18 protein-coding genes are annotated in these 22,321 nt (G+C 46.7%); 9 read left to right on the top strand and 9 right to left on the bottom strand.

The features are described from left to right. The first annotated feature begins 318 nt into the window (after positions 1–318). The 4 genes from QUA00_RS08925 to QUA00_RS08910 all read left to right on the top strand — a co-directional run bounded on the left by QUA00_RS08925 (position 319) and on the right by QUA00_RS08910 (position 6,245). Positions 319–1,152 (top strand): prohibitin family protein, encoded by an 834-nt coding sequence (locus QUA00_RS08925; RefSeq protein WP_333409383.1) that lies wholly within the window; start codon positions 319–321, stop codon positions 1,150–1,152. A 460-nt stretch (positions 1,153–1,612) separates the two neighbouring features. Beyond that, entirely contained in the window at positions 1,613–4,624 is a 3,012-nt protein-coding gene (locus QUA00_RS08920; RefSeq protein WP_333409382.1) for an EAL domain-containing protein, read from the top strand. Between the two features lie 48 nt (positions 4,625–4,672). Beyond that, entirely contained in the window at positions 4,673–5,488 is an 816-nt protein-coding gene (locus QUA00_RS08915) for a Uma2 family endonuclease (RefSeq protein ID WP_333409381.1), read from the top strand. 40 nt (positions 5,489–5,528) lie between these two features. Further along, positions 5,529–6,245, top strand: a complete 717-nt coding sequence (locus tag QUA00_RS08910) for a Uma2 family endonuclease (RefSeq protein WP_333409380.1) — start codon at positions 5,529–5,531, stop codon at positions 6,243–6,245. 59 nt (positions 6,246–6,304) lie between these two features. Here QUA00_RS08910 and QUA00_RS08905 read toward each other — a convergent pair whose 3' ends face one another. The 3 genes from QUA00_RS08905 to QUA00_RS08895 are packed head-to-tail and all read right to left on the bottom strand — an operon-like array spanning position 6,305 to position 10,526. Then, positions 6,305–7,774, bottom strand: coding sequence for a DUF1802 family protein (locus QUA00_RS08905; protein WP_333409379.1), 1,470 nt, complete (start codon positions 7,772–7,774; stop codon positions 6,305–6,307). A gap of 2 nt (positions 7,775–7,776) precedes the next feature. After that, a complete protein-coding gene (locus QUA00_RS08900) occupies positions 7,777–9,756 on the bottom strand; it encodes a P-loop NTPase fold protein (RefSeq protein WP_333409378.1) in 1,980 nt (659 codons plus the stop codon). 47 nt (positions 9,757–9,803) lie between these two features. After that, positions 9,804–10,526, bottom strand: a complete 723-nt coding sequence (locus QUA00_RS08895; protein WP_333409377.1) for a hypothetical protein — start codon at positions 10,524–10,526, stop codon at positions 9,804–9,806. 413 nt (positions 10,527–10,939) lie between these two features. Between QUA00_RS08895 and QUA00_RS08890 the strand changes: the two genes are divergently transcribed. After that, entirely contained in the window at positions 10,940–11,419 is a 480-nt protein-coding gene (locus QUA00_RS08890) for a rhodanese-like domain-containing protein (protein ID WP_333409376.1), read from the top strand. Positions 11,420–11,678: 259 nt separating this feature from the next. Here QUA00_RS08890 and QUA00_RS08885 read toward each other — a convergent pair whose 3' ends face one another. From QUA00_RS08885 to QUA00_RS08865, 5 genes are all read right to left on the bottom strand, one after another. Next, positions 11,679–12,146: an NUDIX domain-containing protein gene (locus tag QUA00_RS08885; RefSeq protein ID WP_333409375.1), complete on the bottom strand. Its 468-nt coding sequence runs from the start codon at positions 12,144–12,146 to the stop codon at positions 11,679–11,681. 37 nt (positions 12,147–12,183) lie between these two features. After that, positions 12,184–12,918: a peptidase gene (locus QUA00_RS08880; RefSeq protein ID WP_333409374.1), complete on the bottom strand. Its 735-nt coding sequence runs from the start codon at positions 12,916–12,918 to the stop codon at positions 12,184–12,186. Positions 12,919–13,193: 275 nt separating this feature from the next. Further along, entirely contained in the window at positions 13,194–13,433 is a 240-nt protein-coding gene (secG, locus tag QUA00_RS08875; RefSeq protein WP_333103648.1) for a preprotein translocase subunit SecG, read from the bottom strand. A 478-nt stretch (positions 13,434–13,911) separates the two neighbouring features. Then, positions 13,912–15,513: a 2,3-bisphosphoglycerate-independent phosphoglycerate mutase gene (gene gpmI / locus QUA00_RS08870; protein ID WP_333409373.1), complete on the bottom strand. Its 1,602-nt coding sequence runs from the start codon at positions 15,511–15,513 to the stop codon at positions 13,912–13,914. A gap of 426 nt (positions 15,514–15,939) precedes the next feature. Next, entirely contained in the window at positions 15,940–16,587 is a 648-nt protein-coding gene (locus QUA00_RS08865; RefSeq protein ID WP_333409372.1) for a retropepsin-like aspartic protease, read from the bottom strand. Positions 16,588–16,787: 200 nt separating this feature from the next. Here QUA00_RS08865 and QUA00_RS08860 point away from each other — a divergent pair, with 200 nt between their 5' ends. From QUA00_RS08860 to QUA00_RS08845, 4 genes are all read left to right on the top strand, one after another. Then, the gene (locus tag QUA00_RS08860; protein WP_333409371.1) at positions 16,788–18,722 is read left to right on the top strand and encodes a hypothetical protein; all 1,935 of its coding nucleotides are present in this window, start codon (positions 16,788–16,790) and stop codon (positions 18,720–18,722) included. 216 nt (positions 18,723–18,938) lie between these two features. Then, positions 18,939–19,703, top strand: coding sequence for an MORN motif-containing protein (locus tag QUA00_RS08855; RefSeq protein WP_333409370.1), 765 nt, complete (start codon positions 18,939–18,941; stop codon positions 19,701–19,703). Positions 19,704–19,805: 102 nt separating this feature from the next. Continuing rightward, the gene (locus QUA00_RS08850) at positions 19,806–20,522 is read left to right on the top strand and encodes an MORN motif-containing protein (protein ID WP_333409414.1); all 717 of its coding nucleotides are present in this window, start codon (positions 19,806–19,808) and stop codon (positions 20,520–20,522) included. 177 nt (positions 20,523–20,699) lie between these two features. Then, positions 20,700–21,320: a DUF6391 domain-containing protein gene (locus QUA00_RS08845; RefSeq protein WP_333409369.1), complete on the top strand. Its 621-nt coding sequence runs from the start codon at positions 20,700–20,702 to the stop codon at positions 21,318–21,320. An 84-nt stretch (positions 21,321–21,404) separates the two neighbouring features. Here QUA00_RS08845 and QUA00_RS08840 read toward each other — a convergent pair whose 3' ends face one another. Continuing rightward, positions 21,405–22,154 carry a Uma2 family endonuclease gene (locus QUA00_RS08840; protein WP_333409368.1) on the bottom strand — a complete coding sequence of 250 codons (750 nt, stop codon included), beginning with the start codon at positions 22,152–22,154 and terminating at the stop codon, positions 21,405–21,407. Positions 22,155–22,321 lie beyond the last annotated feature (167 nt).

Raw genomic sequence — 22,321 nt, 5'->3', positions numbered from 1 at the left:
CTCATCGAGCTAAGAGGTTCCCAGACCCTCGCAAGTATATGACTTTTATGAAAAAGAATCAATTAATTTAGGGAGCATCTCATATTTGTAAAAATACTTCTTCTGGCTCCTTCCTTCTTGTGGCTCCTTCCTTCTTCCTCTTTCCTTCTGCCTCCTGCCTCCTGCCTCCTGCCTCAAAACTCCAATTTCTAGCTTGGCCGCAAAGGTGAGATGCTCCCTTAATTTATGAGTTGTTGCACGATTAACATGAAGCTATAATCTTAGATAAGATCGAATATAAAACTAACATCAATTAACACAACATAGGTGAATTCACATATGAAAACCATGCAAAGTGTTCAGTACAACCTAGCTCTCTACATCGTCGGTGGCATCGTCTTCATCATCGCCGCCTTAATTTTAAGACCTTTTGCCCTCGTCGGCCCAGGGGAACGCGGCGTTATGATGCGCTTCGGGAAAGTTCAAGACGCGATTTTAGATGAAGGCATTCACCCGATTTTCCCGATCGTCACCTCTGTAAAAACTCTCAGCGTGAGGGTACAAAAAACTGATTTGAAAGCAGATGCAGCATCCAAAGATTTGCAAAGCATTACGACCGATTTGGCAGTCAACTGGAATGTTGACCCCGCAAAAGTAAATCAAATTTACCAACAAATAGGAGACGAAGAACAAATTGTTACCAGCATTCTGAGTCCGGCAATTTCGGAAGTTCTCAAAGCAGCAACTTCTAAAAAGACCGCAGAAGAAATTATCACTAAGCGCACGGAACTCAAAACAGAAATCGACAACAGCCTTAAAAAGCGTTTGGAACCTTACGGCGTCATTGTCAGAGATGTTTCGTTAATAAATTTTGGGTTTTCTCCAGAATTTAGCAAAGCCATCGAATCGAAACAAATAGCCGAACAAGAAGCTAAACAAGCAGAATTTACTGTTCAAAAAGCAACCCAAGATGCTAAAGCTGAAATTAACCGCGCTAAAGGTAAAGCTGAAGCTCAACGCTTGCAGCGGCAAACATTAACAGCCGAAATTTTGCAGCAGCAAGCTATTGAAAAATGGAACGGCCAGTTTCCGACAGTAATGGGAGGAGGCGGAACTTTGCCATTAATTAATATTGCGCCGCCGACTTCTCAACCTGCAACTCCTGCTAAATAAGCTGCGGCAGATCGTGATGGCCAGGGTGCGGGGAGAAGGGGGGAGGGGGAGAGAGTCTGAGGGGGGGAAGAATAGAGGGTTTTTCACTGCGGATGTGAAGATGTGCTTTTTTAAATGCCGAACAGCAAGCGTATAAAATACAACTAACAACTAAGGTTGAATCTCAGATGTTGCACCATTGTCAATTACTTGTTTAGGAACAGGCTTTTCGGCCTGTTCCACAAGAAGAAAACTTATTCTTTGTGGAACGTTTAGGAACAGGCTTTTCGGCCTGTTCCACAAGAAGAAAACTTATTCTTTGTGGAACGGGCATCTTGCCCGTTCTTGACAATGGTGCAACATCTGAGTTAAATCCCGCTTACTTAAATACCAAGATACAATTTACGTTGCGCGAGTCCTGAAAAACGTTAGAGTAAGAAACAACTCGGAAATTGTAAAGGTTTGCTTGAAAGTTCGGCTGATGGGAGATCGGGAGAACCAGTCAATTTCTAATTTAGGTGAAGTGGGGAGTGCCGCCGATCGCCATAGTGCGTCAGAAGCCCTGTGGCTACGCGATCGAGCCTTGGCAGCTACTAGCAGTGGCATTGTCATTGCTGACGCCAAGGCACCCGATTGTCCCATAATTTATTGCAATCCGGCTTTTGAACGGATGACAGGTTACTGCGCCAGTGAAATCTTGGGGCGCAATTGCCGATTTTTGCAAGGGCCCGATACCGATCGAACTACTGTAGCTAAAATCCGCGACGCCTTGCGCCAAGGTCGAGCAATCCAGACACCAATCAAAAATTACCGCAAAGACGGCACTCCTTTTTGGAGCAAATTATCGCTATCTCCCGTGCGAGACGACAACGCTAATTTGACTCACTTTGTAGGAGTTCAGTATGATTTGTCGGAACCAATATGTGAAGTGCAGCAAGCATTGCAGCAAGCGAACGACCAACTGCAAACGATTTTGGAAGCAGTTCCGGGAACGGTATCTTGGATTAGCTCGGATTTGCGCTATTTGGGGGTTAACCAGCACTTAGCCAAACTGCATGGTTTGCCGCCGTCGGCTTTTGTCGGTCAAGATATTGGTTTTCTGGCTGCTAGCTCGGATTTTAACTCTTTTGTGGTGGAGTTTTTTGCCGACGACGCTACGGAAGCGGTTAAAGAACTCAACGTTAAGGTACAAACCGATGGGGGAGAGTCGGAGGGATACTATTTGATTGTGGCTCAAAAGTACGATGAGGGCAAAGCTGCTTGTCTGGTGGGGATTGACATTACCGAGCGCAAGCGGGCAGAAGAAGCTCTGGTGCTGACTCGCAAGGCGGTGGAAAGTTCGAGTGACGCGATCGGCATCAGCGATGCGAACGGCACTCACATCTATCAAAATCAAGCGTTTTCTCAGCTATTTGAGTGGGACACCGCAGAGGAATTTAAACTAGCCGGAGGTATATCGGCAGTTTTTGCTGACCCTGCAGTCGCACGCGAGGTACTCGACACGATCGCCCAAGGTTATTCTTGGTTTGGTGAAATTACCAACCGCACTAAAAGCGGTGAAACTTTGCAAGTGTTGCTGCGGGCCGATGCTATTAAAGACGCTACAGGGAAAATTGTCGGTCAGATTTACATGAATACCGATATTACCGATCGAAAGCGCACCGAACAAGAGCTGCGGCAAAGCGAAAAGCGCTTTCGATCGTTGATTGAAAATGCTAGAGACATTATTGTGATTCTCGACGAAAAAGGCTTTTGCCGCTATGTATCTCCTTCCCTAGAGCGGATTTTGGGCTACCCGACGGCGGAAGTCCTCGGCCGGTCTATATTTGACTTGATTCACCCTGACGAATTGCTGATAGTGGATCAAGTGTTCAAAGGTGTCATGCAAATGCCGAGAGTTAGCCTGGGAATGGCGGAATACCGAGTGCAGCACAAGGATGGTTCCTGGTGCGTGTTGGAAGCGGTGGCGACGAATTTGCTCAACGAACCTTCGGTGCGGGGAATTGTGGTCAACTGTCACGACGTGACTGAGCGCAAGCTGGCTGAAGAACAATTGTTGCACGATGCTTTGCACGATGCGCTGACGGAGTTGCCGAACCGTGCTTTGTTGACTGACAGGTTGGGGCAAGCTTTTGCCCGCGCGCAACGGCATCCAACCTATCAGTTTGCGGTGCTGTTTCTGGATTTGGACAGGTTTAAGGTGATTAATGACAGTCAGGGACACCGCACGGGCGATCGGCTGTTGGTGGCTGTGGCTCGCCGTCTCTTGACTTGTTTGCGGCCAGGCGATACGGTGGCTCGTCTGGGGGGAGATGAGTTTGTGATTTTGCTTGAGGAAATTAAAGGTGTTGATGAGGCGATCGCCCAAGCAAAGGCAATTCTCAAAACGATCGAACGACCGCTGAATTTGGAAGGTAATAAAGTTTTAATTACTGCTAGCATCGGCATTGCTTTGAATACCGACAAATATCAGTGGCCGGGAGATATTTTGCGCGATGCTGATATTGCGATGTACCGGGCAAAAGCTCTCGGTAAAGCTCGCTACGAAGTTTTTACCAGTGCGATGCACGCTCGCGCTGTGGCTTTGATGCACTTGGAACACGATTTGCGGGAGTCGGTTGAAGAACTAAATTTGAAATATTCGATAGTGGATTTCGCCTGTGGGACGGGGGCGGAAAGCTCGCCGCTGAGTGAAATCGATCGGAGATTGGAGCGCCCGAAGTCGCAATTGACTGCTTTAAAATTGGAATGTCCTTTTACTGTTTATTATCAGCCGATCGTTAGTTTGAAAACTGGCTCAGTTATCGGATTTGAGGCGCTGGTGCGCTGGCTGCACCCGGAACGGGGTTTAGTTTCCCCGATGGAATTTATTGCGATGGCGGAGGAAACTGGGTTAATTATGCCTTTGGGTTTGTGGGTTTTAAACGAAAGCTGCCGCCAAATTATTAAGTGGCAGAGTTTGAATTTACCTGGGGGAAATTCGCGGCTGACTGTAGCAGTAAATCTTTCCGGGAGGCAGTTTTCGGAACCGGAATCCATCCAGCAAATTAAGCAAGTTTTGCAGGAAACGGGTGTTGATGCTCGCTGTTTGAAGTTGGAGATTACTGAGAGTGTGGTGATGGAAGATGGGGAAGCGGCGGCGGCGATGCTTTCGCAGTTGAGAGACTTGGGGATTGATTTGTGCATTGATGATTTTGGCACTGGTTATTCGTCTCTGAGTTATTTGCACAAGTTCCCGATTAATATTTTGAAGGTCGATCGCTCTTTTGTCAGTCGCATTGGGGAAATGGGCGAAAATTTGGAAATCGTGCGGGCGATCGTCATGCTGGCCCGCAGTTTGGGGATGGAGGTAGTGGCAGAAGGTGTCGAAACCGCCGTCCAATTGGCTCAAATGCGGTCGATCGGCTGCGAGTACGGTCAGGGGTACTTTTTCTCTAAACCTCTCGACAGTGAGGCAGCTACAGCCTTGTTGAGGCGATCGCCCAAATGGTAATCCGATCTACAATAGGAATTGTATCAAGATAAACTCATACCAAAACCTATGTCTCAATCAATCGCCCCAGCTTTAGAAGAAAAGCAAACAGATACTTCTCCAACTTTAACCTTTGAAGAATACAGAGTTTATCAAGGAGAACCTGATGTACAATACGAACTGTACAAAGGCCAATTAATACCAATGGCAACAGCGACAGCATTACACACAAGCATCTGTGAATATTTGGTTTACAAATTGCAGCGTTACCTAGCTGCTCACAATCTTGATTTAGTAGTAAAAACTTCTGTAGGAGTGAGAACAGAAAATGCTACATCTTGCATTCCCGATGTACTTGTCTGCACTCAAAGTTTGTGGGAACAAATACTTGCCCAGCCTGGTTCAGGCATCCTTGACTTAGGAGAAACACCGCTATTAGTAGTAGAGGTAGTGAGTGAAAATCGACGGGCAGATTACATAATTAAACGAGCACAGTATGAATTAGCGAATGTGCCAGAATATTGCATTGTTGACCCTAAATGTGGGAAGCAAAAAATCAGAATTTTAGCATTTATTGAAGGTGAAGATGGTTACACGCATACAGATTTCTTTCCAGGTGAAGAGATTGTATCTGTAGTATTTCCAGATTTCGTTTTATCGGTGGATGAAATACTAAATCCGCCATTGGTGGAGGAGTTAGTGAAGGCAGAACGAGCTGAGTTGCAGGAATCACAGCAACAAGCCGTAATCGAACGTCAACGCGCTGAGGAGGAGCGTCAACGCGCTGAGCAGCAAAGTCAACTCGCTGAGCAGCAGAGTCAACTCGCTGAAAAATTGGCGGCTAAGTTGCGGGAATTGGGAGTAGATCCTGATACTGTCGTTTAAATTTAAAATAATCAGAAATACTCGCTGAGGTGACAAAGATATGTCTCAATCAATTCCGCCAGTTTTAACAGAACAGCCAGTTGATAATTTACCCACACTAACCTTTGAAGAATACCGATTTTATGAAGGGGAACTTGATGTACAATATGAACTGTACAAAGGCAAATTAATTCCGATGCCAATAGCTACAGTTTTACACACCAAAATTTGCGAATATTTAGTTTACCAGTTGCGGCGTTACGTAGTCACCCACAATCTTGATTTAGTAGTAAAAAGAGGCTTAGGAGTGAGAACCGAAGAAATTTCGTCCCGTATTCCTGATGTAGTTGTCTGCACTCAAAGTCTTTTGGAACAAGCTGGTGCTAGACCCGGAGGAGGCAATCTTGGCTTTGATGAAACGCCGTTAGTAGTAATAGAAGTAGTCACCGAAAATCGGCGGGTTGATTATATAACTAAACGAGCGGAGTACAACTTAGCTGATGTGCCAGAATATGTAATTGTTGACCCAGCAGAAAACAGACAGCGGGTGCGAGTTATGGCATTTGTCGAAGGTGATGACATTTATACAGAGGTAAATTACTGGCCGGGTGAGGAAATGGTATCTGTAGTATTTCCCAATCTGAGATTATCAGTCAATGAAATTTTAGAGCCGCCATTGGTGGAAGGGTTAATTAAGGCAGAACAAGCTCAATTGCAGAAAGCTGAAAGGTTGGCGGCGAGGTTACGGGAACTGGGCATAGATCCTGATGCTGTGTAGGAAATTGGATGAAGTACATGAAGCGAAGATATCCCGCAGGGAATCGCCCTTGACCTATCTCAATCATCTAGGGACAAGTCGCGCAGGAAATAAAAGCGATCGCGCCCTAAATCTTCGCCTTTAATTCGCCCTAAGTAACCCGTCAAAGGTGAGGAAAGTTCTATTAAAATTTGGTGCATTTCTTCATATTTTAAAGGTTGGGGCGACATAGAAAAGGCATAAGCACCGTGAAGCTGATTAAATTCAACGCTTGTTGATTTTGTTCTTTCCAAAAAGTCTTTGACTAGCTGAACTATGTGCGATCGCACTTTAAGCTTTTCCCGCACCTCGTCAATATAGCGATTAACCTTAGCATCGGCTTCCTCACCAAACGGCTTTTGTTCTAAACAAGGTTTTAACTGTAATAAATCGATCGAACCTGGTTGCTTAGCTTTCAATTCAACTAATCTTTGCAATGTTTCAGGGCGAATTACATTCATTTTACTACCAATAGCTGCTTGATTAGCTGGATTAGTTAAAGGCCCAGCCGCCAAAATAATTTTAACCGATCGATCGAACTTATCTTGACCCAAGTGAGTCAAACCTAAATGAATTAGTTGAGCCGTTACACTATTAGGTACACTTTCATGTTTGCTAGCTTTGCACTCTCCCGCTACTGGATAGGGAGTCTCGCAATAAAAGTCCAAACCACCAGCGCCACCTGTTGATTCGGGATTGAGACTAGCTTTGGGATTGGTATTAGAATTAGCAAATCCTAGCTTGAGCAAACTTTTGCGTACTAACTTTTCAAATGTATTACCATCGCTAGAATTGCCAATTTGTGCGATCGCACTTATCCATGCTAAATCCGGGTCTGGTTGTGTTGTGGGTAATTTTTCCGACCAACCTAGAAACATTTTGATTTCTGCCTCTAATTGTTTGGCTTTTGGGTTGGTGGTGGATAAATGCACTAATGCACTTTGCAACTCTTCCAATTCTGGATGTTCAGGAGGCTCTAGTTTTTCCAGCTTGTGACTGCGTTTAGCAAAGATAGATTCGCTCAACACAGGCGTTGAATCAGTAACAGTTAGGGATTTTGGCAAAGATACAAAATTGCCGCTGGGATGCACAGGCATTTCCAGCGGCTGAGGTAGCAAATAAACCCGCAGGTAAGCTAGAAAAATAAAAGGACGCTGCTGGAGAATTTGCTGTAATGCCTCTGTTTTCCAGACTGTTAACCGCGACAAAGCCTCTAATGATTCAGGCTCATTCACCATTTGACACAGTTCGCACCTAGCCCAAGCTTTAATCAAAACTTTCTCAGCATTTAACTGAGCAAGTGCCTTTTGAGCGACGGGCAAAAAATGCGATCGATAATATCCATCGCCCGATAGCAAATCCACCGAAAAATTAGCTGGATATAAAGCAAATGTCCGCCCCGGATTCAGAAACATCCGAGGCATAGCTGCAATCATTTGTCCTTGGATTAAAGCTTCAATATCTGGAACTGGTAAAGCCAGTGCTGTTTGAAGCAAAATTGATTGGTTCATACTTAACTAAATTGGTCGCTTAGATCGCCATCATCTGTATCATCAATGCTGGTAGGGTTGAAAAGAGCTTCTAAAACTTGGAGTTCATCTTCCTCATCAACCACAGGCATTTGATTCGACGGATCGCTCAAAATTTCTCGGAGTAAAAGATTGTCAAAAGTGAGCTTTTTCTGAGATATGAAATCAAAAACCTCGTCTTCGGTTAAATTATACTCTGTGCATTTTTCATAAACAGCACGGAGAGCAAATAACGGTTTTATTTGGTCTTCAATCAAGTACACCAACTCACCGCCTTTTTCTACTGATACGAGTTGTTCTAGTAGCTTGTATGCTGGAGAGTTTTTGCTCATTTTCTCTATTTTTGATTGGGAACGGACTAAACAACCGCGAGTCAAATCAAATTTTTGATAATCAATTAAGCGTTTTAATCCAGCAACTAAGTCAGATTGAGAAGTTTGAATGACTGAAACACCAATCTTGATTTTTTTTCCATTTTCGACACCAATTATCTTGAAATTAATCAAACCTGCATTTTGTAATTTTGGTTTAACCTCTGTCATAATGTTATTTATTTTTACATTATCCACAGTCTCATCTATCAGGGTTGCAAAACCAAAGTAAATAGCATTAGCAATTGTGAAACTATCCTTCATCTCTTCTCGAATATCTGCATTAAGTTCCTTGGTTAACGCTAACTCAAACCGCTCAACAGGAGCTTCTGGAAGTTTAGGCACTGGAGGCATAAAAACTTTAAAATTCTCGGCACACCATGTCAAAGCTTCGCGTACAGTTGGCTTACCTCTGCCATATTCTCTCAGTTGACTTTCCTCAAATGGGTAGACCGGATGAGGAGGATTTAAATTTCTGACCTGATAAAAATCTTGCAACCATAGTTTGACTAAATCAACTAAATAATCACCATTCAACTGGTTTAAATCGATGGGTTTTCGCTGCGTGTATGTTGAAATTCGATCGGGTATACTACCAGGCATCAGATTAACTGTTTTCCAAGCATCGGGTGCCATTACTGTGATAATAACTAAACCTTGACTGAGTTCTGATTGTTCGAGAGTATCGTACAAACGCTTAACTAGAGCGGCAATTACGTGCACTGTTGTTAATCCATCATCGCTACAACAATCTCGATTTACATCTATTTCATCAAAACAAATGATTACAGGACGGTAGTAACTCACCAAATTTAAAATTTTCTGGACATTGTTAAGAGATTCTACTTCTCTCTCCTGATTAGTCTTGCCGGAATTAGTCGGCAATCCTAGTTCCTCAGCTTTAGATTTATCTAACTCTTCACCAGACAACCATTTGATAGCAAAAGGTGTTTCAGTTTCTGATAATGTCCACAAAACAGCTCGAAGAATATAAGGGTCTACATTTGATCTTATCCTAAGAAATTGCTTAGTTAGGGCTTTCATGTAATTTTTATTTTTAGTAGCCCAACTAGCACATACTTGATCAAATTGATCTAGTAGTTTTTGAGGAGAAAGATTTGGTGTAGCAGGATTAATAGCTTTGAAACATTCGTTAGCCATTGCTGCTGCTATTTCCTGGCATTGCATGACACCTTGGCTACTTATTCGACTTAAACTGTTAACTAAAGTTTGCTGAAATTGGTATTTGATAAAGTTCAAGTCTGTGTAATTATTAACACTCGCATAAACGAATAAAGCATTACCATTGCTTTCTAGCCTGTGGCGAGTACGATTCAAAATGTGGCTTTTACCCACTCCCATTGAAGCAGTTAATACCAGTGAAGTCACCTTTTCTTGACTAGATGAACTTGTCTTTACTTTTTCAACTGCCTGAAAAATTGCATCGGAAGCATGAGCATTTAGAGTAGGAAGGTCGGGGAACCCTTTCCCCCAAATATCTTGCTCTTTGACAATCCCAGCTTTGCTAAATGGATTGTGATTTTGAATTGCAGCATTCAGGGCTTCTATCGGGGAAACTGGTATATTGTTCATGGTTATCGGGTGTGAGGTAACGAACTACAAAAAGATTGAGAACAATTTTATGGATTTAAGCGCTTGGCGTAGTAACGCAATGTACCACCAGGAATGATGATTGAGTCTTCACGTTTATCTGGAGTGATGTCTGGGGTTTCCCCTGCCATTAGCTGAAAAATATCAGTAGCCTGCATTTCCAACAGCCATTCATTGAACTCCGATCGCCCTACCCTTTCCCCGATCGCCCGCCGCATCCGATAAATCGGGACTAAATCATCTAAATTATAATCCCGGTTCAAGCTGTCATACACATCGATCGCCACAGCCTTAAAATCGTTATATGATGCGATCGCCCCTACATCCCCTTTCCCTTTCTCAACCCGAACACTTGCCGCACTATCCTGATGCCGAATCCACTTCAACAAAGAATTTCCCAGCCGAGTACCAATTTGAGAACCATCAAACTCAAACAAAGAATCCTTACTTTTCAAGCCTTCCGCTAAAACTTCTTTCCCCTTCGCGCTCAATTCCACCAGCGTCACCCGATTTACCAGCGAATACTCGATCGCCCCAGTCGCCTGCAACTCGCCGAGCACTCCCAGATATCTCTGACTCGTCTCATTAGTGCGAACAATCCGCTTAGTCAAATCCCCCTTTTTCACCTTCATCTTCCCGCCGCTCAAATCCCACAAATTCAGCAGTACCCGAACTTTCGCCTTCGCATCCCACACCGCTTGCTCTTCCGGTGTCAAAGTTATAGGCATCGCAACTTCACTTTTCTCAGACATATCCATACCTTTAAATGCTTGTTTTTACTCTTAAATTTTACCAGAAACCTTGTTGAGAATCATTTAAAACTTTTCCGCAAAAATCCGCGCGAGGCTACGCACAACTTATGCAAATTTCATTTAAAAATAATAGGTATTGACTAAAAGGTGATTGTTTGATAAAATATCGGATCGAAAGAGCGATCGCAGTTCAAATTCTCTGCACCAAATGCGATCGAAACCATTTTAAGCACAGCCCGCTACACTCTAGCAACCTCAACAAATGTAGCGATCCCAACCGCAGCTAACAACCCACAAACCAGCTTAACTGCGACTTTAGTTCAATGCCGGATTCTGCCTTTAGAAAGACGAATTCAACCTACACATCTTGTTACATTGCAATAGCAATCAAAACATTGAACAACATTTTACTCATGAAAACTATTCCCGATCAAATTTCCGACATCAAAGAAAAGCTTCCCGATTTGACTCCCACCCCTCCTGGTTTAAAAGCTCAAGCATCTAGCCACGACCTCAAAGCCCGTTTAGATTGGGGCGAACCCGGACTCACAATCATCGACGCTCGTGATTTTGAAAGCTTCACCAAAAGCCACATTACCGGCGCGGTAATGATGCCAATGGACGAATTAGTTGAGCGCGCACAATCGAGTTTAGAACCCATCCGCGATATCTACATCTACGGCGAAAACGACCAACAAACCGCCGAAGCTGCCAATCTTCTCCGCGCAGCAGGCTTTCAAAAAGTAGCCGAACTAAAAGGCGGAATTCCTGCTTGGAAAGCCATTGACGGCCCTATGGACGGCTCTGGCGAACACAATACTCCCGGCCCCGACGCCTACAACGTTTTCTCTCGCTTGCAACACCACGCCGAAGCCCAGAAAATCAACAAATAATCACACCGAATACCTAGATCCCCGGCTTATTGAAGAAGTTGGGTATCTAACAAAATAATTTGTTTGTAGTAAGGAATCAAGCTCTCTCTTAAAGCTTGCAGTCACTAAGCACTAAAGTCCTTACTACAAACTTAATTGCGATCGTAGAACCGGACTAGATATTAACATTCGCGGACGCAAAAGTGCTTTAACAGGCTACTTATAGCGTAAAGTGAATAATGCACATCCTACATAAACAAGTGTGTGTATCCAAGACTGATTAAGACTCCTTCCTCGCGTCCAAAAATGCTTTGACTTCCCTTAAAACTTGCCGATTCCCATCAAAAGTAATCAGCTTAACTGCATCCTCAAAGGAACTCCAGGTCGAGTTTTGAACTTCCTCTACTTGCAACTGAACTTCCATTGAATTTACAAAAGCCAAAAAGTAAGTAACAGTCTTTTCAATTGATTCTCCTTCCTTTGCAGAGGAATAATGTTCCACAGAACTAGGCTTCCCTTCCTTAACAAAGGAATAACGTTCCACAAAACTAGGCTCCTCAAGCACTTCACAATCGCGGATGCCAGTTTCCTCCTCAAACTCCCGCTTCGCCGTTTCTAGCGCCGATTCTCCCTGATTCGCGTGACCTTTAGGAAACGCCCAATGTCCCGCTTGATGTTGAATCAACAAAAACAAACTATCAGTTTCAGTCGCAAAAACTGGCACAATGCCAAAAGCTTCATCTTTCATCTTTTTACTGACACGATTTTACATATCAAAACTAATATTACCACCCCAACCGAGTCGGCTGTTCATAAACGCGCTTCAAAGTATTGACATCCCTCGCAGAAATAGGCGGAGGATTTCTCACATGAGAATAATAAAGCACATCAGTTTCCATCAAACTGTGGCCCCAAATTCCCAAAGCGTGACCCAACTCGTGCCGCGCCGTCGCCGCCGTCGCCGGAACATACTTACCCACTTGAGTCGGATTCAAATAAACCGAAAACCGATGAGATAACACAGTTTTATCCCCATCCCTACGGTCGTACAATTCATAGGTAGCCTCTCCAGAACGCGATCGCAAAACCCCTTGACGCAAAGGCGGAGCCCGACGTAAAATCCTAATATCAGCCACCTCCGAACTATCCACCACTTCCAAAGGCAAATAAACCCCCCATTCTCGCACCACATCCAACACAGCCGCCATCCATTCTTCAGACTTATTAGCATCAACTGGACGCTCAACATAAACCTGAATCGGAAACTTCGACCACAACAAATGACCAAAATTCGGTGGCTTAACCTGGTCAAAATAATCACCGCTATCGGTGGAATCTTGCCAATTGGCCAGCGTGGGCGGCAAAGGGTGAACCTGTGGAGGCGGAAAACTATTCGGGAGAGAAGAAAGACTCGTTGCCGGAGTATTAACCTGAGTAAAAACTATCAGGCTAAAACAACATAAAGCCAATCCCAAACCAGCCAGCAATCGAGGTTTTAATGTCACTTTCCCCAACCGCATTTTTGCAACCGCACTTAAATTTCATCTTTAGGGCGGGCTAGAAGCCCAACCCCTACACCCCACAATATTTATTTATGTGGCACGGGCGTCTCGCCCGTGAGCTAATGTGGCACGGGCGTCTCGCCCGTGAGCTAATGTGGCACGGGCGTCTCGCCCGTGAACTCATGTGGCACGGGCGTCTCGCCCGTGAGCTAATGTGGCACGGGCGTCTCGCCCGTGAACTAATGTGGCACGGGCGTCCCGCCCGTGAGCTAATGTGGTTAAAAATCCGAATTTTATAACTTAGGGGTCAACCAACCAGCACTCAAAATCACAGTCAAACCCATAAAAACAATAGACAGACCCCAAGTAATCCGGTTCAGACTCGTTTCTGCACTCTTGGCGCTGGTAAACAATTGAGCTTGTCCGCCAATCCCTCCAATACCATCGCCTTTAGGACTGTGCAGCAACACAAAAATCACAAGTCCTAAAGCAGACAAAGACCAGATAACTTGTAACACAGAAACAATATCCATAATCGGGGGTAATTGGTAATTAGTAATCGGTAATTTATTATCATATCAAATTCGGTCGATCGCACACAATCTCCTCCGGGACACAGCATCGTACCCATTGTTGTCAAATTAAGCTGTTAGTCCGCCAGTCCGGCAGGGAATGAATTCCCTGCCTCAAAGCGAAAGTCCTCTTAAGAGGACTGAAAAGAAGAATTTTGGTACTGCTGAATCCAAGTATGATTTTGCCTGATGGGGTAATTCTAAGTGCTTACGCTGTCAGCAGTGGGGCAACCACGGGGGGATTGCCCCTACAAATTTCATACCCCAATTCAGCAACGCCGAATTTTTAAACTCATTAGTCCTCTTGAGAGGACTTTCGCTATTAGACAGGGAATTCATTCCCTGGCGGACTACCGGATGGGCGGGAGGACTGGGCGGATGACAGCTTAAGTTGACACCAATGCACGACGCCTTTGTCCCTACTGCTGCTGCGTCCCTACTACAATCGGACTCGCACCGGAGTGCGATTGGCGCGAACTTCAAAATTAGCGGGTTCAATCATAGAACGTCCCGTCATCTCCGGGGGCTGAGGCAACCTCAACAGCTCCAGAATCGTGGGCGCAATATCCGCCAAACAACCATCAGTCCTCAGAGGAACATCCGTTCCGTGACCCGGAATCTTCAGACCTTCACCTTCTACCAGAATAAACGGCACGGGGTTAGTAGTGTGAGCCGTCCAGGGATTCCCGTCATCGTCAAACATCTGCTCAGCATTTCCGTGGTCAGCAATAATAATTGCCGTACCTCCAGCTTTACTAATGGCGCTTACCAGCCGCCCCAAACATTTATCCACAGTTTCGATCGCAATTATCGTCGCATCCATCATGCCCGTATGACCAACCATATCCGGGTTAGCGTAGTTAATCACCATCAACGAATAGATGCCTTTTTCCAAAGCCGTCACCACCCCATCCGTCACCAAATCCGCCGACATCTGGGGCGCCTCATCGTAAGTCCCCACCATCGGACTCTGCACCAACTCCCGGTGTTCTCCGATAAAAGGCTCTTCCAGACCCCCATTAAAAAAATAAGTCACATGAGCGTACTTTTCAGTTTCCGCCGTCCGCAACTGCTGCAAACCGTGCTTAGAAATCACCTCGCCCAGAATATTGTTCAAATTCTGCGGTTCAAAAGCCACCATTACTGACGACAACTTCGGGTCGTACTGAGTAAAACTCCCAAACGTCAGCGGCTCAATTAACTGCCGTTCAAACCCCTTAAAATCGGGAGATACAAAAGCCTGAGTCAATTCTCTAGCCCTGTCCGGGCGAAAATTAAAGAAAATTAGCCCATCGCCGGATGCCACAGCCCCCGGAGCAATCCGAGTCGGAACTGCAAACTCGTCGGTCACTCCTTCAGCATAAGAGGCCTGCAACACATCAACCGCCGATCGACCGTCAGGCGCACCCTCAGTCGTCATCATCTCGTAAGCGCGCTGCACCCGATCCCAGCGTTTGTCCCTGTCCATCGCGTAGTAGCGGCCGCTGATGGTCGCAATCCGACCCACCCCTACCTCTGCGATATAACTTTCAATCTTGCCTAGAGCTTCGACACCCTCTTTCGGAGTAGTATCACGGCCGTCTGTAATCGCGTGAATGCAAACATCCGAAATTCCCTGTGCTTTTGCTAATTGCAGCAAACCCTTAATATGACTCAGATGGGAATGAACCCCACCTTCAGAACAAAGACCAGTCAGGTGCAACTTGCCGCCCGTGGCGCGGACTTTCTCGCAAAGCCCAACCAGCGCTTTATTGTTGAGCAAAGAACCGTCTTCCACTGCATCCGAGATCCGCACCAACTCTTGAGGAACCACGCGGCCCGCGCCCAGATTCAAGTGACCAACCTCTGAGTTACCCATTTGCCCGTCTGGCAGCCCTACCGCCCGACCCGATGTTTTAATCAGAGTTCTGGGATAAGCGGCCCAGAGACTGTCCATCACGGGTGTTTTCGCAGCGGCGATCGCATTTCCGTCTTTTTCTTCACGATAACCCCAGCCGTCTAGAATAATCAGCACTACAGGAGATACAGACGCTTGTGCCATGTGAATACCTTATTTACAATAATTAATTTCTCGATTTTCATGATTTCCGATTTTGCGGAACATCTGCCGCTAATCAGTTTACATATTTTTTAGGCTCCGGCTGAACAAAGCCCACCAAAATTCCCTTAGCCACAGCATTGTGGGAACTAATTTCGACCTGCTTTGGGAATTGTTTAATTGATTGCCTTGGCCTGTACTGTGAATGCACAGTCGGAGGCTGTTACCTATCTCACCAACAGCGACCCTGCTTTTGCGGCCGCATTTTCACGAATTGTTCAACGGTAGGTTGCTATTGAAACACTAAAAAGAATACCACAGATGGCGGAGTTTTACTACTGCCTCAAGGAATAGATTAAACAGCTTTGACTGGGCTGGGAATAACTTTAAACCAGTTGAGCAAAAATCCGTTTCCGAATCAGCTCCCTCTCAGCGGACATAAAATTCTACAACATCTTTTTTAATTTTGACATCGTAATTGCCAAAGAAATCGTGACCGAGCAGACCTATTGGCATTTGTTTGGCGATCGCCACTTCGACATTTTGGATCGCAGCACCCCCAACCCGAATCGATCGCACTACGCCGATGGGGAACTCGACAAAGCTACCGTCAGCGATCCCCGCTCTGATGGTACGCACCGGCCTCACTCCCAGTGCAGTAGCCATCCGCTGAGAAATCAAAGTGCCACTGGCGCCGGTATCGAGAATCATCTCAAAAGTCTGGTTGCCGTTAAATACCACATCAATCACCGGCGTCCCGCCTGCGCGACGCTTGATTTTAGCTTGAAATACCTGTGGATTCCCCCGTGGCTTCGCCGGTTGATTTGCTGGGGCTTTGGCACCAGGATTTGACGGGTTCCAAAACTGAGAGTACAATTCGCCAGTTGTCAATCCCGATCCCGTTATAGTGCGATCGAGCTGCTGGAAACTCACATCGGGCATCAATGTCATCACCTGGGTTTCTGGCTGATGTGAATCAGAATGCACCTCGCCGCCCCCCACCGAACCCACACCCACCAAAACGGTCGCAAAAACCAAGCCCGATCGCCAAATCCGCTTGAGAATCACTTTTGCCATTATTTAAATACCTTAATTAATTCAATATGTCGAACAACGGCCACCATTGATATCCTAACTTGATCCACAAAACCCAGCGCCCGAAGAGCCCGATCGGATCGTCAGGAAAACTTGGCAATTTTCAAGCGATCGCATAACATCGAACACAGATAAACTGATAAACGGCAACAGGCTGTAATTGCAGAGCCTTGTTGGATATCTTGAAATTAAGCATTTGGGGACGATCGGCAATGTACAAACTTTTATATTTTGCAACTATAGGACTACTAGCTTTCTCGATCGCAGGCTGCGGTGGCGAGGGCAGCAACACAGCCAGCCCCAGCCCCAGCCCCAGTGCAGCCTCTCCATCTCCGGCAGCCTCTGCCAGCCCCACCCCAGGAACTCAGACATTCCAGTCTCCAGTAGTAGCGGCCCAGCCTCCAGGGTTAATTCGATCGACCAACCCAGACGAACGAGCCAGACAGGCTCAAACAGGCATCGGCAACAACAAAAACAGGAATCCAACGCTTCCGCTTCAGCCGGTGCCCCAAGGCCCTTTGACAGCGAATCCTTCTCAGTTAGACCCCTTTGGGCCGCTGCCGCCGATCGCAGTTCAAAACCCTCCCGGAGTTGGCGATGTCCCCGGTGGAGTCCCAGCAGGGCCGATGACAGCCAATCCGTTGCCCAAACTGCCGCAGCGACAGGTGGCGATGATACCTAAACTGCCAGAACTATCCCGCCCAGTCCAAATTGGAGGAACTAAGCTCAGAGGCCCGGCCGCTCCCCAAATCAATCTCAGCCCGACAGCAAGAGGCGTTGTCAGCGAATTCAGGACGCTTCAGGCTTTGCTAGACGACACCACACAAAACTCTGAGTACGGTACGGATGTGGATAGATTGGTCGAAACTATCTACGGAAGACCAGGAACAAGAAGTTTTGGTGTTACCAGACGAGAGTTACTACTAACTAACCGACCATTGTTCCGAAGAATAGAAAAAGCCCTGGGTGAATATGTAATAGCCTCAAACTTGTGGGCTCTTTACGGAGATCAATCACCTCCTGACGCTCTCCGGTGTTCCATAGTGCCGGAAATTGCCGAGGCAATTGAGGTATATCGACCGCCGACAGTAAGAAGGGGGGAACTTTCTTGTGTGACGCGAGGAAATTTGCTGCAAGCAGTTTGGCGGCAGGGCAAGAACAGACTTGATGCAGCCCTCCGCGATCAAGACTATGAGGCTCGAACTATCGCAAAAGCGCCTCTTCTGCCAGTTCTATCCGAAAGCAGGATAAATCGTCAGCCTGCAGGCGAGAGGGCCCTGGGTCGGGAATTAGCCCGGTTGCCAGAAGTGCCTGGGCTAAGCCCCCCGCCAATAGGGCGCCGCTCAGCGGGAGATCCGTTAATAGCAGTGGGCCCCGGAGATCCTTCTCTGCCGGGAGGCGAAGGCGCGCAAGTTGGCTCCCCGCGCCAAGTTCCGGGACTCAATGCGCCTCAATTGGGCAGTCGCCCCGGACAGCCAGGTTTTCCCGGAGGCGAAGGCGCGCAAATAGGCTCGCCGCGCCAAGTTCCGGGACTAAATACTCCTCAATTGGGCAGTCGCCCCGGACAGCCAGGTTTTCCCGGAGGCGATGGAGCGCAAATAGGCTTGCCGCGCCAAGTTCCGGGACTCAATACGCCTCAAGTGGGCCGCCGTCCTGCACCCCCGCGCCCGCCCCAGCCAATTGCAGCTAGACCCATAGGAGTGCCGGATCTGCCGGAACTGCCAGTAGACAAGCGCCCGCCCCAGTGGAGAGACCCCAATCCCCCACCTCCTCCGCAGATCCCAGTAGTTCCTGCAGCACCGCCACCGCCTTCTACTGACCTCGCTACAGGCACTGAAGTCAGCGGGGTGGTAAAAGTCGGGAACGAGACGCAAGTGATTGTCAAAGTACCGAATGAACCAACCAGCCGATATGTCAAAGTCGGGCAGCGGTTGTCTAACGGGCAAGTGTTGGTGAAGCGGGTGGATATCAAGCCCGGAGCCGATCCAGTCGTGATTCTAGAGGAAAACGGCGTTGAGGTAGCCAAAGGTGTTGGCGAAAAACCCGCAAGTCGCCAACAACCCGCCAATGCAGTTATTAGCCGTCTGTCAAATCCGAATAGCTCAACGCGACGCTGAAAATTGACATTAAAGTATGAAAAATGCTAAGGGCAAAAACTCTAATTTTTGCCTTTTTGCATTTATGGCTGATATCGAATCTGAATGTAAAATTAATATAGAGTGAGTTAGTCGCTTCTGGGAAGAAACATTAGGGATTAAAAAATAGAAGACTTTTCAGCGAGTCTTAGCGTCTATAAACTCCCTATTAGTAATGGAAGTCAAAGGAGATTTCTCATGCTCGGTTCAATTCAAAAATTAGGGATGGTGATATTAGTTGCTTCTGGTATCGGAAGCGCCACTAATCTCTTGAATCCCCAGCCATCAATGGCTCAACCAACACCACAGCCAACACCAGAGGCCAAACCCGAAGAAGAAAAACGCTCTCCCTTCTGCCAAGGAAATCCTCCGACGGGAAGAGTGAAATGCAATTACGAGACAGGCGATAACTACGAGGGAAACTTCGTCAACGGCCTGCCCGACGGCAGTGGAGTCTACGTTTACGCTAATGGCGATCGCTACGAAGGACAATTTCGGAAGGGAGTGCCCAATGGTAGAGGGACATTCATTTTTAAAGATGATGCCCGCTACATAGGCGTGTTCCAAGACGGCACGATGAGATCTGGGACGGTGGTTTTCCCCAACGGTGAGCGCTACGTGGGAGACTTCGGAGTCGTCCAGAACCTTCAGACTAATGTTATTAGCAGCCAACCAGCAGGGCGGGGTCAATTTTTTTACTCCAACGGCGATCGCTATGAAGGACAATTCTTTGCAGGTTCGCCCTTTGGCCCAGGGGTATTAGTACGCAAAGACGGCACTCGCTGTTCTGGCAGGTTTTTTAATCAAGAACTAGACGCTAGTGTCACCTGCACTTTCCCCAACGGTACGCGCTATGAAGGAGAATTGCGAAAGGGAGTGCCTCACGGTGTCGGAACGATGATCGATGCTAGCGGCAGGCGCTTTCCGGGGGTATTTCGCAACGGCAAACCCGGAGTTTCGTAAAGGATAAATTCCGTTTTTCCGGCCACTTTTGACAAGAAATCGGACAAAAGACAAATGACGAAGCAAAATAATATCCAGAAGCGTATAGGAGAGACTTTGTTAATGATTTCCCGTTTTAAAACCAGTGGAATCGCTCTATTAGTTACATCAGTGTTGGGAATTGGTAGTTACGCGACTTATCCCTTGCCATCAATGGCGCAAGTAGGGGTAGGAGCTCCGAGTGGTCGTTGCGTCCCAGCTATCGCTACAGGTAGAGTTAGGTGCGATTATGACGGCGGTGATAGCTACATCGGACAGTTCGTTAACGGTTTGCCGAGTGGCACGGGGGTATACGTATATTCCAATGGCGATCGCTATGAGGGGCAGTTCCGTCAAGGCCAGCCAAACGGTCGAGGACAATTTATATTTAAGGACGACGCCCGCGTCGAGGGCATATTCCGAGATGGCAGAATCAGCTCCGGGACCGCTATTTTTACTAATGGCGATCGCTATATAGGGCCGTTTTCTCTGGATTGGAAAGTAGGTACGCCGACTGGACAGGGGCAATTCATTTTTGCTAACGGCGATCGCTTTGTCGGTCAATTTTTAGGGGGCAAGCCTTTGGGTACGGGAGTCTTCACCCGCGCTGACGGTACCCGGTGTTCGGGACAGTTCTATAATCAAGACCTCGATGCTAGGGGTAACTGTTCGTTCTCCAACGGTATCCGCTATCAGGGAGAGTTCCGCAAGGGATTACCTCACGGCAAAGGCACAATTATCGATACCAGTGGCCGGCGGTTTCCGGGAGTGTTCCGCGACGGTCAGCGGCTCGAACGATAAACTGGGAATAAGTCCGATCTATTAGTAAGGGCAGGTTGAGGGCTAATAATTTTTGCACAAAACCTGCCCTTGCTAGGTTTTAAAGTCAAAACTATTGATAATTTATGATCGCCTTTTTCTCAACCCAATTGCTAATTTTAAATATCCACTTAATCGAGTTAATGGAGGCGTTTTGATATGACAACTACTGCTTCTGCTTCCGGCCGCACCGCCCAGTTTCCCTTCGACTTTGCCCCGCAGCGGACTCAAGATGCTGATTTGTTGCGACAACTCAATTTTGTGCCCGGTTTGAAGGAAGTCTTGACTTTGCGCCAAGTTCATGCTTTGGAACACGCTACGGTTTGGGTACTAAGCCAATCGTTTGGTGCGACGACAGGAAGAACCGATAATGAGTTATTGGGCGGAATGTCCACAGACCAAGGGTTTTATCTTTATGGCCACGTTAACATTGCACAGTTGCGTCAGGCTGTGCGCGAGGCTTTGCAGCGGATTGCCAGCGGAGAGTGGGATTTAGCTGTACATCCCCGCTGTGGCACGAATTTGTCGGTGGCAATGCTGCTAACGGCAGGCCTTGCTGTTGGCATCAATTTAGCCCTGCCTCGCGGGCCGATTCTACAACTTTTAGGTTTGGGTGCAGCGGCTGCGACGGCGGCTCAGTTAGCCCCTGATGTGGGATCTCTGGCTCAGCGGTACGTCACCACTGCTATTCCGTTTAATTTGAGTGTTGTTGATATTACTGTAAGTCACGACTTCTGGGGACGCGAAGCTCATTTTGTGCGGGTGCGTTGGGTTGAATAGTTGCACAGTATCAAGCCCACCTCAAACAACAGAATACCCAGATCCCCGACTTTTTTAAGAATTCGGGGATCTGACAGAAACCTCCTAAATGCGATCGGGATCTACTCCTAATTCTCGCAACCTCGCCGCCAATCTTTCCGCCCGTTGGCGCTGCTCATCAGCTTGCTGCTCAAGTTCCTGGAACCGAGCTTGTTCTGCTTTAATCAACCCTTCAACTAATGGCGGAGACAGTATTTCATCCACTGATAATGTCAGATTAGGAAATACTACAGACACCATTTGTTGCCCCGGCACAAAATCTGTTTGTGTATAGATGTCTTCACCTTCAGGAAAGGCTAAAACTCGCACCAGTTCTTTGTTAGGTGTAGGGTCAACAATTACATATTCAGGTACGTTAGCTAGTTCGTACTCAGCTCGTTTAACCACATAATCGGCGCGCCGATTTTGACTCACTACTTCTATGACTAACAGGGGCTTTTCCTCAAAATCCAGGATACCAGAACCTGGTCTAGCAGCAGCTTGTTCCAAAAGACTTTGAGTGCAAACAACTACATCAGGAATCCGAGAGGTATCTTCTTCTGTTCTTACTCCCAGACCTGTTTTTGCTACTAAGTCAAGATTGTGTTCAGCTAGGTAACGCTGCAATTGGTAAACTAAATATTCGCAAATTTTGATATGTAAAACTGTGGCGGTTGGCATCGGAATTAATTTGCCTTTGTACAGTTCATATTGTAGATCGGAATCAGTTTGATAAAATCGGTATTCTTCAAAGGTTAAGGTTGGTGAAGTATCAATTTGCTTTGATTCAACAACTGGCACTACAGATTGAGACATATCTTTTCACCGATGTCGATATAATTCTATTATATTCAATCTGCCTCGCTCTGGGTGCATTTCCGGTTAAAAATTCCCAATTATCGATCGCACTTGCCAGCAGAATTGTCAGAGAATAGTTGAATAGTGTAAAATCAACTTTGCGATCGCCCCGACAACTCGACATC

The organism is Microcoleus sp. T2B6 (assembly GCF_036700475.1).
In the GTDB taxonomy this organism is placed as follows: Bacteria; Cyanobacteriota; Cyanobacteriia; order Cyanobacteriales; family Microcoleaceae; genus Microcoleus.
The sequence above is the reverse complement of the archived record's forward strand: the minus strand, read 5'-3'. Positions and strand labels throughout refer to the sequence as shown.

Coding starts and splice junctions, on each gene's coding strand:
- QUA00_RS08925 (WP_333409383.1), top strand. CDS start 319: ATGAAAACCATGCAAAGTGTTCAGTACAACCTAGCTCTCTACATCGTC.
- QUA00_RS08920 (WP_333409382.1), top strand. CDS start 1,613: ATGGGAGATCGGGAGAACCAGTCAATTTCTAATTTAGGTGAAGTGGGG.
- QUA00_RS08915 (WP_333409381.1), top strand. CDS start 4,673: ATGTCTCAATCAATCGCCCCAGCTTTAGAAGAAAAGCAAACAGATACT.
- QUA00_RS08910 (WP_333409380.1), top strand. CDS start 5,529: ATGTCTCAATCAATTCCGCCAGTTTTAACAGAACAGCCAGTTGATAAT.
- QUA00_RS08905 (WP_333409379.1), bottom strand. CDS start 7,774: ATGAACCAATCAATTTTGCTTCAAACAGCACTGGCTTTACCAGTTCCA.
- QUA00_RS08900 (WP_333409378.1), bottom strand. CDS start 9,756: ATGAACAATATACCAGTTTCCCCGATAGAAGCCCTGAATGCTGCAATT.
- QUA00_RS08895 (WP_333409377.1), bottom strand. CDS start 10,526: ATGTCTGAGAAAAGTGAAGTTGCGATGCCTATAACTTTGACACCGGAA.
- QUA00_RS08890 (WP_333409376.1), top strand. CDS start 10,940: ATGAAAACTATTCCCGATCAAATTTCCGACATCAAAGAAAAGCTTCCC.
- QUA00_RS08885 (WP_333409375.1), bottom strand. CDS start 12,146: ATGAAAGATGAAGCTTTTGGCATTGTGCCAGTTTTTGCGACTGAAACT.
- QUA00_RS08880 (WP_333409374.1), bottom strand. CDS start 12,918: ATGCGGTTGGGGAAAGTGACATTAAAACCTCGATTGCTGGCTGGTTTG.
- secG (WP_333103648.1), bottom strand. CDS start 13,433: ATGGATATTGTTTCTGTGTTACAAGTTATCTGGTCTTTGTCTGCTTTA.
- gpmI (WP_333409373.1), bottom strand. CDS start 15,513: ATGGCACAAGCGTCTGTATCTCCTGTAGTGCTGATTATTCTAGACGGC.
- QUA00_RS08865 (WP_333409372.1), bottom strand. CDS start 16,587: ATGGCAAAAGTGATTCTCAAGCGGATTTGGCGATCGGGCTTGGTTTTT.
- QUA00_RS08855 (WP_333409370.1), top strand. CDS start 18,939: ATGCTCGGTTCAATTCAAAAATTAGGGATGGTGATATTAGTTGCTTCT.
- QUA00_RS08850 (WP_333409414.1), top strand. CDS start 19,806: ATGATTTCCCGTTTTAAAACCAGTGGAATCGCTCTATTAGTTACATCA.
- QUA00_RS08845 (WP_333409369.1), top strand. CDS start 20,700: ATGACAACTACTGCTTCTGCTTCCGGCCGCACCGCCCAGTTTCCCTTC.
- QUA00_RS08840 (WP_333409368.1), bottom strand. CDS start 22,154: ATGTCTCAATCTGTAGTGCCAGTTGTTGAATCAAAGCAAATTGATACT.